This is a genomic window from Stenotrophomonas sp. T8, from assembly GCF_051853085.1.
In the GTDB taxonomy this organism is placed as follows: Bacteria; Pseudomonadota; Gammaproteobacteria; order Xanthomonadales; family Xanthomonadaceae; genus Stenotrophomonas; species Stenotrophomonas sepilia.
In genome coordinates, this window is the sequence record NZ_CP195329.1 from 1,541,216 (window position 1) to 1,554,106 (window position 12,891).

General features: G+C 59.5%; 13 protein-coding genes. 7 read left to right on the plus strand and 6 right to left on the minus strand.

Going from position 1 to position 12,891, the window contains the following annotated elements:
- Positions 1-571: 571 nt before the first annotated feature.
- A complete protein-coding gene (locus ACSDHM_RS07345) occupies positions 572-1,477 on the plus strand; it encodes a hypothetical protein (protein ID WP_439426818.1) in 906 nt (301 codons plus the stop codon).
- Between the two features lie 66 nt (positions 1,478-1,543).
- Here ACSDHM_RS07345 and ACSDHM_RS07350 read toward each other — a convergent pair whose 3' ends face one another.
- The 4 genes from ACSDHM_RS07350 to ACSDHM_RS07365 all read right to left on the minus strand — a co-directional run bounded on the left by ACSDHM_RS07350 (position 1,544) and on the right by ACSDHM_RS07365 (position 5,617).
- Complete coding sequence (locus ACSDHM_RS07350) at positions 1,544-2,908, minus strand: reverse transcriptase domain-containing protein (protein WP_439426819.1); 1,365 nt, start codon at positions 2,906-2,908, stop codon at positions 1,544-1,546.
- Positions 2,905-3,504: an SLATT domain-containing protein gene (locus tag ACSDHM_RS07355; RefSeq protein WP_439426820.1), complete on the minus strand. Its 600-nt coding sequence runs from the start codon at positions 3,502-3,504 to the stop codon at positions 2,905-2,907. Before ACSDHM_RS07355 ends, ACSDHM_RS07350 begins: the two co-directional genes overlap by 4 nt.
- A gap of 290 nt (positions 3,505-3,794) precedes the next feature.
- Positions 3,795-4,151, minus strand: coding sequence for a hypothetical protein (locus ACSDHM_RS07360; RefSeq protein WP_119007842.1), 357 nt, complete (start codon positions 4,149-4,151; stop codon positions 3,795-3,797).
- 548 nt (positions 4,152-4,699) lie between these two features.
- The gene (locus ACSDHM_RS07365; RefSeq protein WP_439426821.1) at positions 4,700-5,617 is read right to left on the minus strand and encodes a LysR family transcriptional regulator; all 918 of its coding nucleotides are present in this window, start codon (positions 5,615-5,617) and stop codon (positions 4,700-4,702) included.
- A 96-nt stretch (positions 5,618-5,713) separates the two neighbouring features.
- Between ACSDHM_RS07365 and ACSDHM_RS07370 the strand changes: the two genes are divergently transcribed.
- Positions 5,714-6,553 (plus strand): type 1 glutamine amidotransferase domain-containing protein, encoded by an 840-nt coding sequence (locus ACSDHM_RS07370; protein ID WP_439426822.1) that lies wholly within the window; start codon positions 5,714-5,716, stop codon positions 6,551-6,553.
- A gap of 88 nt (positions 6,554-6,641) precedes the next feature.
- Here the strand turns inward: ACSDHM_RS07370 and ACSDHM_RS07375 are convergent, their stop codons facing one another.
- Positions 6,642-7,217 carry a 5' nucleotidase, NT5C type gene (locus tag ACSDHM_RS07375; protein WP_439426823.1) on the minus strand — a complete coding sequence of 192 codons (576 nt, stop codon included), beginning with the start codon at positions 7,215-7,217 and terminating at the stop codon, positions 6,642-6,644.
- A gap of 398 nt (positions 7,218-7,615) precedes the next feature.
- On the opposite strand from ACSDHM_RS07375, the gene ACSDHM_RS07380 reads away from it, so the two are divergent.
- The 5 genes from ACSDHM_RS07380 (at position 7,616) to ACSDHM_RS07400 (ending at position 12,493) form a co-directional block, all read left to right on the plus strand.
- Positions 7,616-8,968, plus strand: a complete 1,353-nt coding sequence (locus ACSDHM_RS07380) for a DUF1963 domain-containing protein (protein ID WP_180884447.1) — start codon at positions 7,616-7,618, stop codon at positions 8,966-8,968.
- A 91-nt stretch (positions 8,969-9,059) separates the two neighbouring features.
- Complete coding sequence (locus ACSDHM_RS07385) at positions 9,060-9,791, plus strand: hypothetical protein (protein ID WP_049430479.1); 732 nt, start codon at positions 9,060-9,062, stop codon at positions 9,789-9,791.
- 78 nt (positions 9,792-9,869) lie between these two features.
- Positions 9,870-10,349: a hypothetical protein gene (locus ACSDHM_RS07390; RefSeq protein ID WP_227837161.1), complete on the plus strand. Its 480-nt coding sequence runs from the start codon at positions 9,870-9,872 to the stop codon at positions 10,347-10,349.
- A gap of 313 nt (positions 10,350-10,662) precedes the next feature.
- Positions 10,663-11,205, plus strand: a complete 543-nt coding sequence (locus ACSDHM_RS07395) for a hypothetical protein (RefSeq protein ID WP_172412144.1) — start codon at positions 10,663-10,665, stop codon at positions 11,203-11,205.
- 505 nt (positions 11,206-11,710) lie between these two features.
- Entirely contained in the window at positions 11,711-12,493 is a 783-nt protein-coding gene (locus ACSDHM_RS07400) for a 3-hydroxybutyrate dehydrogenase (RefSeq protein ID WP_072168959.1), read from the plus strand.
- Here the strand turns inward: ACSDHM_RS07400 and ACSDHM_RS07405 are convergent.
- Positions 12,490-12,861 carry a DUF4180 domain-containing protein gene (locus ACSDHM_RS07405; protein ID WP_072168958.1) on the minus strand — a complete coding sequence of 124 codons (372 nt, stop codon included), beginning with the start codon at positions 12,859-12,861 and terminating at the stop codon, positions 12,490-12,492. The genes ACSDHM_RS07400 and ACSDHM_RS07405 overlap by 4 nt on opposite strands.
- Between the last annotated feature and the right edge of the window lie 30 nt (positions 12,862-12,891).

Here is a 12,891-nt window from a genome sequence, read left to right on the forward strand (position 1 = left end):
TGGCGGGCAGGTCGCGTCGAACTGGCGCGAGATGACTTGGCCGACGGCACCGGCTCTAGGAGGGTAGTCATGTTGCCACGCATTCCCTCCAGGGCATACCGCGGCCCAGAAGGCAGATGCGAGGAGGTCTGCCGAGCAAGCCGACGCGCTCGCAGCGCGGCCGACTGCGCTATCCTAGGCCCTGATTGATGGTAGGCTGATGCCCCGCAAGCCCGCGTCAGCAAAGGTCTTGCGCTTCTGACGGTAAAAGCGACGGTAAGGGCCTCTGTCGATCAAAGCCAAACCCTTTAGCCACGCGGACTTGCGTGGTCTGTTGATGATCGAGTGGGAATGAGTTGAAAGAACGAGGGCGCCGAGAGGCGCCCTTGTTGTTTACATGGCTTCGTGGATACATTTCGAAAATGTTCTAAAGTGGAAAGAACTTGGGCGATCCAGAACTTCGGGGCAAGTTCTGGCGGGGATTGCGGATCGGACACGGGCTAGGAGAAAGGGGTTTAGGATGCAGCATCCCCACGAACTATCATTGGCGATCGCAAATTCTCGAGGAGGCGTTCAGAAAAAGGCTCGATTGATGATCTTCCGTGCGGAAGGAGGGGTATATCCGTTCGGTACTTTTTTCTGTGAGGACGGCTTCTTTCATGCGGATGAAGATATCGCGTTTTCTGTCGTAAGGTGCGGCGGATGGAGGTCGGTTGCCGACGAATTGCCATTTTCGGAATTTGCATGGGCATCTCCCGCGCAAGTCCGAATATTGGGGTCATTACTATTCTGTCAGGTGATTGACGAAGCTTGGGTGCGGCTGTACCCAGTAATTGGTCGGCATTTGGTTTTGGAGCCGGACGAACTCGATCTGGCGGACGTTAATGTCGTCCAGTTGATCAGATCTCGCATTTCGAATTCTTCGGATTTCCTATTGAATCCGAACGGAGCTGCAGGTACTCCCGCATCCATTGGTTGTGCGAGATATGATCTGCTGAGCTCGGAATCCGTAGCGATGAGCAGATTCCCAAGCTCATATCGTAGTATCGATCCGAGAAATCTCGTCCTTATGCGCGGCATTCAGGCGCTGGTAAAGTCTGACATGCTTGGGTGCCATCAGGAGTTTGGCGAGGAGTCCGTCCTCTCCATTTATATCGCGATGGATGCTTCGTTCTCCCTTATCCAGAGGGAGCTAATCAAGGCAGGGAACCTAAATCCCTCCGCGAACGACGCCGCTAGATGGTTGCACAGAGTCTTTGACGAACCCTATGGCTTTGATGCACCTGGTGATTTTGAGAAATATCTTGGTGAGTTCTATGAGAGCAGGATATCTGCAATACATCCGGCCAGTCGCTTTGGGGACTGTCCATTCCCTCCGGCGATTTGGGGTGATGCGATTCATCTAAGATCTATTCTTCGTCAGGTTTTTTCCTATCTTGTGCATGGAGCGCATTTTGATGACTTTGATTCTGCGGTTTCAAGGTTTCATTGCGCGTGATTTAGTGTCTAGGGGCTGAAGGAGTAATTGATAATTAATTATCAATTACATGAAATTTTAGAAATTCTAGTACGCGTGCACGATGTCGGACTCCAAGTCTCTCACTGCCTTTGTAATTTTTAAAGTGAGGAGTCGGTCTACTTTCTCGTCTGACATTGCGGCTACGCGGTCTCCAAGCCACATTGATAGGCGCTCGCGCTTCTGTGTGGCGCTAAGATTGTCGAAGTTTGGGATGTAGCTCCCAGCCTCCAGGCTCTTTCCGCTGAGCTCATAGTATGTCTTGATAAGGGACTTGGGTTTGAATTTATCCTTTAGCCCAAAGCGATTCATTAGCTTGGAGATTGTCCAGTTCACGGCGCGCAACTGTGATGTTTCTGTGATCTGTGAAAAATAGCAAACCCATCCGAGTCTTTTGTTGTTGAAGGTGCATCCCGTGATTCTTAGGTTTATTTTCCACTTGCAGTATGCGAGGGCTCTGGATCTCTCAGCATCGCTCCGAGCTGCTGAGGCCTTGTGCTTGTAGGCTGTAAGAATTTTCGCAATTGAAGATTCAAATCTCAGTATGCTCTCGCGTCGAATTCGAATTCGATTGCTGCTGATGAGGTAGCCTAAAAAGCTGAACTCTTGGCTTAGTTTATCTATCTTTGTTTTTGAGTCTCCTCCTGGCTCATGGGCCTTGAGGCCCATTTTCTTAAGCCTAGTAATGATCTCACTGGCGGTCGGCGCTGCCTGATCATTTGACGTCAGAATGAGTATGTCGTCGACGTATCTGCAATACCAGATTCCTTCAATCGAATTGAAGTGTTTATCTACTTCAATCATTGATATCTCGGCCAGTAGATTGGAAACTGCGAGGCCTTGGGGCACACCTATTGTGGTAGGCTTTAGGCCCTTCGATGTTTTTGATTCTGGCACTGTCGGTGTCGTGATGGCACTTCGGATTAGAGATCGAATTTCGATTTTCCTGATTCTCTTCCAAGTGCTTCCAAGAACTAGCTTGTGCGGAATGGATGGATAAAATCCTTGAAGATCTATCTTCGCGAACTCGGAAAATTCGCCGGATGATAGTTTCCCCTTGAGTGTCTCGATTGCGATGTGGGGCAATTTAAGCTTGGCTTCGGGATAGACGTCGCCCAAGCATTCGCAAAGTGCGCGCAATGTTATACGGTCTCGGACGGTTGGAATTGAAATTTGTCGCGGCTTTGAGTTGTAGCCTTTTGATATGAGCTTCTCTTTATAGGCCGTAAATTTGTACTTACCTTGGATGATCTTTGAATGAATTAACGAAATTTCATCCCCGAGTCTTTCTCCTAGGGTCGAAGGCTTTACTCGGTCGATTCCGATGGCTGATGACTTTGATATACGCTCCGCGTATATCTCGATCAAGTGATCCTTCGAGAACCTGGCTCTGAAACTCTCAGGGGCCTTCATTGGCAAGTATCCATTGCGCAGTACGCTGCAATTAAAGGGGTGGCATAGAGGCTGATTATCAATATGTACCTAAGTATTATTGATGCGATGCCTCTTGCGTACTCAATTTTAGTGGGAATTCTGCTTGTCAGGCCAGTGGATAACACCCGCGCCAAGATGTCATCCATTGATGTATGATTCTCGCTGTCCCTGAGCAGTCCGGCGTATAAATCTTGCTCTGCGAGAGTTGGGCCGGTTGGCTGGATGTCGTTGTAAAGTTTCTGCAAATGCAAGTAGTTCCCTCGCATCAGCATGGCACGGCCTCTGAAATCCCTGTTCGTTACAGATAGTGAGATTGCTAGCAGGCCAATTGAAAGTATGGCGCCCAGTATGTCGGTGTTATCGCCAAGTATAGTTGGATATCTGATGCTCAGAATGGCTAGGATCGAGCTCAGAATTGCGTACCAGACCAAAAGGAGTTGCGAATGGAAATCCATTCTCTCCAATCGTTCGTGGGCTTTTATTCGAGCCTTGTACGTGAACCAGATTTTGTCCCTCACGACCCTCTCCAAGAAAAAGAAAAGAGGGGGCAGGGAGTCTTGGTTACCGTTGAACATCCCAAAGGATCAGTAGGCCGGAGCCCAACAGCCGAAGCTGTTACTTATTAGTGCCGCCCTCGCCTAGGCGAGAGGAAATGCCTGCCCCCGAGGCCGATCTTACGGTTAAATCTTCTGAATAGGAAGATGGGTGTCCAAGCCAAAGTGGGGCGGGCACATGGTGCGATCACTCGGTCTAAGCTGCCATAGTCGGGGGGCATCTAGGACGCTTGCCTACTCCTACAGCTATTGCAAATGAAGTGAACCTCATATCGTCGGTAATAGTGGCATGGGGCAGATGAGCGCCACACCTACTCCGGCCTAACCTCCCGACAAGCCCACTCAACCAACCCCCGGCAAGCCAGAAATAGCCCATCCACAACCCCCTCATCCAAATGCCGCTCCGGGTCCGCAGCCACCCGGCAGCGGTCTGCCGCGTGCAGCAGTTCCAGTACCGTCAACGCGCCCACCATTGCGCGCTCAGTCCTTGCCAGGCTCACGCGGCGACCGGGTGACACATCGGTTTCTGGCCAGGGGTGCCCATCAGCCCCCTCGCAGCCGCGCATGCGCTTGAGGATACCGAGCAGGGAGTTCAGGTCGGGCAGGGGAGTGTCGTCGTTGATGGGCTCAACAACGGTGTACGAGGAGAAGGTGTCGGATTCGTTCATGGCGCGGCTTCCGTGGCTGTGCTTAACAGCGCCACCGTGAAGAGGTGGCGGACGATGCGTGGCTGCAAACCGGAAGAAGCGATGTCATAAGCCGGTGGGCCCGAAAGCCCCCACGCACCGCCCGCCAGAAAGGCCGACGGATTGCCCGCCGGCACCGGTTAAGGACGGTGCCGACGGGCAAGCGCAAACTACAGACATCGCTTTCTTCGGGTTTGCAGACCCGAGCCACCCGTTTTCGGTGGCGCGCCATGGTGTTTACGCAGCCGCTCCGAATGCCAATAGAAATTCGCGAAGGAATCGTTGAATCCGAGAGCGAAGAACTATTGTTGCACGCACCATTCGTGCAGCACGCGACGCCAGTAGACGCATTCGCGCAACCGCCCTGTCAATTGCGGATCAAAGTGGCGCAATCGCCCATGCCACAAGCAAATAGCGCGATAGCCTTCTTTGCAACGGTTCTTAATCCGCACCGAATGGCAACGGCGCCCGATCAACCGCACACCCCGAAAATCGGTTCAAACCCGACACCGCCAGCGAGCCTTGGGGCTTCAACCGACGCCAGCCTCAACCGCATTCCCCACCAGCAACTCAATCATCGCCCGCGCCGCCGCCGACTGCCGCCGGTGCGGCGCATAGATCACCGAGAACGGCCGCGACCGCCCACGTAGCTGCGGCAGCACTTCCACCAACTGCCCACGCTGCAACCGCTCGCGCACGATGAACTCATAGCTCTGGCAGATGCCGATGCCCTGTTCGGCCAGCGACACCACGCCCAGCACATCGTCGGAAGTCTCGATGGACGAACGCGGCAACCAGTCCACGTCGCGCCCGTCGTCGCGGAACATCCACGGGGCCAACCGCCCAGTACGCGGCATCACAAAGGGCAGGCACAGGTGCTGCTGCAGATCGTCCAGCGTCTGCGGCGTGCCGCGGCGCTGCAGGTAGTCCGGCGCGGCCACCAGTAGAAGTGGGGCATCTTCCAGCTTGCGCGCCACCAGCCCGCTGTCCGGCAGCTGGCCCAGGCGGATGGCCAGGTCGAAGCCTTCGGCCACCAGGTCCACGTTGCGGTTGGTGATGTTCAGTTCCACCTGCACCTGCGGGTACTGCTGCGCAAAGCGCGCCAGCACGGGCGGCAGCCGGTAGTGACCATAGGTGGTGGGCACGCTCAGGCGCACGCGGCCGGCCAGCGCACCGTCCTGGGCCAGTACGTCGCGCTCGGCGTCATCCAGCAGGCCGAAGGCGGTGCGCACCTGTTCCAGATAGAGCCGCCCGGCGTCGGTCAGGCCCACGCGGCGGGTGGTCCGCTGCAGCAACTGCCGGCCCAGCCGCGCTTCCAGGCGGGTGACCGCGCGGCTCAGCACCGAGGGCGTGGTGGACAGCGCCACCGCGCCGGCCGTGAACGAGCCGTGCTCGACCACCGCCAGGAACACCTCCACATCGCCCAGGTAGTCGAACTTGCGGCTCATTTGGCTCTCCGGGGAACAGATGTTTTGCGATGGAGCCAATTTATCGCCGCTGGGGTGATGAATAAAGTGGCGGCCATTCCCCGATAGGAGCTCCCCATGAACCTGATGACCCGGCTGGCCGCAGCGCTGGCCCTGACCCTGGCCGCCAGCGGTGCGCATGCCGCCAATGTGCTGGTGGTGCTGTCCGACGAAAACCACCTGGACCTGAAGGACGGCAAGGTACTGTCCACCGGCTTCTATCTCAACGAGCTGATGCAGCCGGTCAAGCTGCTGCTGGACGCGGGCCATGAGGTGACCTTCGCCACGCCGCAGGGGCGGGCGCCCACGGTGGATGCGTCCTCGGTGACGCCGGCGTACTTCGGCAACGATGCCGCGCAGCTGACGCTGCACAAGAACCTGATGGAGAAACTGGCACTGACCTCGCCGACGGCCTCGCCGGTGGTCAGCCTGGCGCGCGTCGAGCAGCAGGGCTACGCGCGTTTCGATGCGGTCTACATTCCCGGTGGCCACGCGCCGATGCAGGACCTGCTGAAGAGCCCGGCGCTGGGCCGGCTGCTGGCCGACTTCCACCAGCGCAACAAGACCACCGCGCTGGTCTGCCACGGGCCGATCGCGCTGCTGTCCACGCTGCCGGATGCTGCGGGTCTCGTGGCAAAGCTGGAAGCCGGTGCGATGCCGGCCACGCCGAAGTGGATCTACAGCGGCTACCAGATGACGGTGATCAGCAACCAGGAAGAAGCGCAGGCCAAGCCGCTGCTGGGCGGCGGTGAGATGAAGTTCTACCCGCAGACGGCGCTGCAGCGTGCGGGTGCGAAGTTCAGTAGCAACACCGCGCCGTGGACCGGGCATGTGGTGGTGGACCGCGAGCTGATTACCGGGCAGAACCCGGCGTCGGCGCTGGAGGTGGGGCAGCGGTTGGTGGAGCGGTTGAAGTAGGGCTGCACAGCAGGTTGCCAGCTCTGGGCCGAGGGGCCAGCGCCTCGGCCTGTCTATGGAAGTGCCAACGTGGTCGGAAGAGAGGGCATCAGCCCTTCGCGAGCGCTGCCCCTGACAGATCTTCAATCTGGGAAAGCGCGTGACGCGTCGCAGTCCAATCGCCGGCGTGCCTGATCGCCACGCCTCCGGCCGCTGTCCAGGCATCACAGTTCGCTTCGAAATCGTCGATCAGAACATCGCCTGGCTGGTGCATGAAAAGAGGCTTGTGCCTGCCGCCGAGCACAGGCAACACCAGGCAGGTTGCTGACAGGTGCTCGCGGACCCACTGCCGCTTCTGCATGGCAGCGAGTGGATAGTTCGATTTCGGGCAGGCCGTGAGAATCACCGGGTTCAAGTGGTGGATGCTGTGGAAGAACTCTACTGCGCCGTGCATTGGCGGAAGGTCGCGGAAGAATGATGGGTGGTTGTTGATGTGCCCCCACATTTCATCATCGGCAAGCACGCGGTGGTCCAGGCCAAACAGGGCGGGAAATGCCGCGTCGAAGTCGGCCATTACGCCATCAAGATCTACGTAGATGGTGCGTCTGGATGCACTCGATCCACCGGTGTGCTGGTTCGCGAGCGGGTCCATCATCGGTATTGACTTCACATCATCAGCGTTCATTTACGCGCTCTCCTCTCAAGAGTGGGCTTTCTTCTTCATCGGTTCCCCAGTAGCGGGGCAAAGTGTTTGGCGATTGCGACAGACGTGGCGGCAATCGCGATGCCGACTGCGCCGGCACGGCTGAAGGGGGCGGCGACCCACGGATGCCGCAATCGGCATGCTGGAAATGCGGCTTATGTCGCGGCGCTTCTTCAAAGGCCTGCCGGGTGGCTGACCTGGCCCTTGGGCAAGGTGCACGGCCCGCAGCTGCTGGCTCATTCCGCCAACCAAGGAGCAATCTGGCGCGCTGGTGAGTGGATCATCGCCGGGCGCTACAGGCAGGCCGGGTAGTGATATACCTGTGGTGCTCGATCCAGACTCAAAAGGACGTCACTGAAATGGATGCTCAGGCAGATTCAATGTACCACGCCGACCAGCGCGACCACCATGCCGAAGCCGTGCTTGAGGCCTTCTTCGCCAAGCACCGAACCCCGGCCCTGGTGCTGCAGCGTTTCTACCCGCCGGCGGCATTCCCCAGGGTTCGCAGCCGTCTAGGCGGTCTGCCGCAATTGCCCGATGGGATGGATTGGCCGGTTGGCGAGAGTTACGGCGAAGCGGCGCCGATGCACTTCCTGGCGCAGATCGATTGCGCCGAGCTGCCACGCGTGGATCCCGATATGCCCTCGCAAGGCATGCTGTTCTTCTTCGCCATGAACGACGAAGAGCAGATATGGGACACGGACGAACCGCAGCAACGCGTGCGTGTGCTGTACGCGCCCGAGGTCGCGGTCGATCAGCACGTGCGTGCGCTGCCGGACGGCATGCGGCCGATTCTGGATGAAGGTCCCTCGGACCATGCGCACCGCAATCCTGCATGGCTGCTGCCTGAGGAAGATGGGCCGTGCGTGCATGTTCAATGGCCCTTGGTGGCGCGGCACATGGATACCTGGCCGGATGAGCTGGAGCTGCCGCCGGGTGAGGAGGATCGGCCGTATTACGAGATCTACCCCTCGCGCCGGGACGAAATGCGGCTGGGTGCGGTGGTGGCGGCCACGGGCCTGTTTCCGCGCGCGGACGCCGCCACGGAATGGGAGCGCCCGCAGTCACCTGCGTGGACCTTTCCGGTGCAATGGTTGCGTTACCAGACCGATTTTCCCCAGGTAGGCATCATCATTGACCGCCTTTCACGGGTGATCGGCAATGAACGGCGTGCAGGCAAGCGCGGGAAAATCGATTACGCCGACGTACGCGCGTGGGTGAAGCGCGCCGCCGCCATTGGTCTGGATGAAGCCCCGGATGATGCAACGCGGGAGGCATTCCGTGAATGGATTATCGGACAGATCAGCGACGACTTCGAGCGTATGACGCTGACCGACCTGGGCATGGGCCGGGCGTTCACCAAGGGACTGCTGGCGGCGGTTGCCTACGCGGCAGGGTCACCCGTTGCGGCCGCACGCATTCCTGCACTGATGTACCGCCACTTGCAGGACGAACATCTACCGTTTGATGAAAGCCTGGGCATGTTGCCTGATGGCCGCAAGCGCTGCGCCGAGGCGCGCGTGCACCAGATGCTGGGGCACGTGCCGCGCTTGCACGGCATCGTGCCCGACGTGGAAGGCGAGGGCGACGCGGTCTGCCTGCTGCAGTTGGCGTGTGATCCGGCGATTGACCTGGTCTTTGGTGATTGTGGCCAGGCCACGTTCTGGTTGAGTCGTGAGGATCTGCGCAACTGCAGGTTTGACCGTGTCGTGGGTGTGGTGGAGTCGCACTGATTGGGCATGGCAAGCCCGGCATGGCACCATGACGGGCTGGCCTCGTCCCTTCGGGCGGGGCCGTTTTCCCAGGGAAGCCCTCGAACACGACATGCGAACGTCCTTCTTCATCCTCTCCGCCCTGTGCCTTGGCTTGCTGTCCGGCTGTGCCAGTGGCCCGGAGGAGCACGCCTCAAGCCGCGAGATCACCAGTGCGTTCGTGGCCGACGACGGCCAGCTGTACCTGCTGCCGCGCTATGACGAGCCGATGCGTTTCAATGCCGCGCCGTTCCGTGAGTACCGCGCGCTGATGGACAGCCCGCTGCGCGAGGCGGTGGCCTGCGCCCAGATGTACTTCCATGAGGACTGGCGCGACCCGGCCAACAAGGCCAAGGTGCACGGCAGCTATGCGCTGCTGCTGCGGCCGGAGCAGGTGACGGCGGAGCAGGCCGCGCAGTTCAAGCTGGAGCGGATTGAGGTCCCCCCGCGTGAAGCCAAGGCCGTGGAGGAGCGGGCGCGCTACTACCTGCCGATGGACCGGACCCGCTATGCGCTGGCGTTTGACCGGGCCTGCAATCTTTCAAGGAAGGGCGGCAGCTATTACAGCGCGCTGTTCGAGGGCGACGGCGAGCGGGTGAAGTTGCCGGATGCTGCGGCGCTGGCGGAGAAGGGAAAGCTGGCACAGCCGATCAATGCGCGGGCGCAGCGGATCCTGCCGGAGCGGGAGGACAAGCCGGGTGTGGGTTCGGCGGCGGGCAAGGTGCTTGGGGCGGCGCTGATTCCTGTGGCGGTTCCGGTGTTTGTGTTGAGCCTGCCGTTCCTGGGGCCGGATCATTGGAAGTGATGGGGCGCTGAGGAAGAGCATCCACGCATGGCGTGGATCTACTTGGGCATCGCTTGAAAGTTCATCCTGGAGATCTGTGTGTCCAGCACGCTGGAAACTGTTTTGAAGACCGTGGGTTTCATTGTGCTCGCGGCGCTTCCGTTGGTGATCCTCTGGTTCACCCTTCGGCGAATGGCAGCAAGTGCTCGCTCGTCCGTGAACTCGGGGCTGCGTTTGCATGCTCCGCGCCGGATTTCCGGCAGGTCCATGACCTTGGTGATGGTGGATGGCAAAGAGGATCGCGAGCACTACTTCTTCGATGCGGCGTCCTTTTACCTGCAGCGTGGGCCGGTGCCTACGGCGGTTCCGCTTTCGCAGATCACCTCAGTCACGCGAACGTCCGACAGGATCTACGGGCGCTATGTCTGGCAGGTGTGCTTCAGCAGAGCATCGGGTAGAAAGTGCGTGACGTTCACCAACAACCTGTCGCTGTTCAACCGCGACTTCCTGCTCTTTCTGGAGGCGGTGCGAAAGGCCAACCCGCTCGCGACCGTTGATCGAGCGAGCGTTCTCTTCTAGAGCGTGTTTGAAGTTCGGTATGAACAGTGTCACTGAAATGGCATCACAGCGCGCAGCCCATGTTCGACCGATGTGATCGATGAGAGATGGGCGTTTGTTGCGCGGTATCTGATGCCGAAGCATTCTCATGCGTGGCAGTGCAAGTATGATCTGCGATGAACACGCAAAGCCCGTAACATGGAACGAGGTCCGCTCGTTTCTGCGTGCGATGCGAAGCGTGGGCCTTGTCACCCGTGACGAAGACGCATTTGAGGCAATTGTCGAGACGATTTACGTTTATGGCATGCGGTCAATCTCTGCGGAGTAGTTCCTGATGATGTGCCGATCCACGCTGGACGTATCCCTGATTCACGCCTATGCGCTTCCTCTCGGCATATGCGTGGCAGCAGCCGTGGTTCTGATCACAATATGGTTTGCATCCCGCTCTGGCGGGGTGCCAGCCAGGAATATTGCGCTCGGCTCGGCGCTGGCCGTTGTTGTCGTAGTTGCCTTTGGCCTCGTATATCAAGCGCGGACAGCGTACATCGCCGTTACAGATGGCCAGCTGATTGGGTCAGCAGCGTTTGTCCGACTGCAGCTCCCGCTTTCCAGTGTCTCGTGGCAGGACGCTTCCGATGCTTCAAGGATCACGCTGCCTCACCGGCAACTTGGAACGAGCACCGGTGGCGTTGAGCTTGGCAAGTTCCGCATGCACAGCGGTCGCAACGTCTTCGTGCTGCGCACGGAGCGTAGCTCTGTTCTCGTCAAAGCCAGAGGGGATACTGACTTGATTCTGGACCGACGTCTTCACGAACAGCTCAAAGCATGCATGGATCAGGTACGTGAGACCGGCGGCCATCGAGGAAGATTGCAATGATCAGCAGGAAGTACTGGTTTACCAGGAAAAAGTACGGATGGGGTTGGGGGATGCCGTGCGCGTGGCAGGGCTGGCTGGTGTACGCAGTCGCATTCGGCCTGCTGCTGGCGGGTCCGTTTCTGTTCTCTCCATTTCGCGAGCCCATCGCGTTTCAGCTCTACACGTGGGCCGTAGTGTTGGTCCTCGTCCTCATCTGCTGGATGAAAGGCGCCCCCCCCGGTTGGCGGTGGGGGGAGTAGAACGGCTGCAGAAGCTATTTTCGGACCTGTTCGATTTCGATCCGCCGGGCAAAGCATGGATGCATTGCCCTATGTGGGAGTCGGACAGTATCGCTAGCAGGCCACGACTGCGCCCCCTCTGAGGTGTACCGTTTTGAATGAACGCTGGACACTTCCCTCCGCGGGTACCCAACGCGTTCTAACCGTTGATTGACCAAGGTAGCGTCGCTTAAAGGGGCGCGCCGGTGAAGCTACACTGGCCACCTACGCCCAATGGAAGCTCACCCATGTTCAGTGGAAAGGTTGCGGTGGTCACCGGCTCCACCAGCGGTATCGGTCTTGGCATCGCCACGGCGCTGGCGCGGCAAGGTGCCGATATCGTGCTGAATGGCTTCGGCGATGCGGCGGAGATCGAACGCATCCGTACCCGCCTGGAAGCTGAGTTCGGCGTGCGGGTGGTGCACGATGGCGCGGACCTTTCCCGGGGCGAGGCGGTGCGCGGGATGATCGACCGCGCCGTGGCGACGATGGGCCGCATCGACATCCTGGTGAACAATGCGGGCATCCAGCACACCGCGTCGATCGAGGAATTCCCGGTCGACAAGTGGGATGCGATCCTTGCGCTGAACCTGTCGGCGGTGTTCCATGCAACGGCGGCGGCGCTGCCGCACATGAAGCAGCAGGGCGCCGGCCGCATCATCAACATCGCGTCGGTGCACGGGCTGGTCGGCTCGGTGAACAAGTCGGCCTATGTGGCGGCCAAGCATGGCGTGGTGGGCTTCACCAAGGTGACCGCGCTGGAGAATGCGGGCACCGGCATCACCGCAAACGCGATCTGCCCAGGCTGGGTGCGAACGGCGCTGGTCGAGCAGCAGATCACCGCGTTGGCGGAGAAGGAAGGCACGGATCAGGAGTCCGCCGCTCGCGCGCTGTTGGCCGAGAAGCAGCCTTCGCTGCAGTTCGTGACGCCCGAGCAACTGGGCGGGATGGTGGTGTTCCTGGCCTCGGATGCCGCTGCCCAGATCACCGGCACGGCGCTGCCGGTGGATGGGGGCTGGACGGCGCGCTAGCTGGCCGACACGGGAAGACGCGCCAGCAGGGCATCCCAATCGGCGACAAAGCAGCCGTCGCGGCCGCGGTTGCACTCGGTGATCCATGCATCCAGCGACGGGCTTTGTGCGCGGTAGGCGCTGACGTCGCCCAGTACGGCGAAGTGCAGGCGGTAGTTCACCAGCATCTGCAGCCATTGCCCGGCCATGCCGGAGCGCAGCTCGAAGAAGTCCGCCGAAAGGCGTTGCACCGGCACGGCGATCCACTCGGCCTGGTGCCCGAGGGCATCGCCGACCAGGTTGCGTAGGGCGCCGGCATCGAGCATCGGGCCCTGCGGCTCCACGCGCAGGATGCGGGTGGTGCCGATGTGTTCCAAGTGTGGGTGCATGGCGTTCTGAAGTCCGTATCGTCCTTCCAG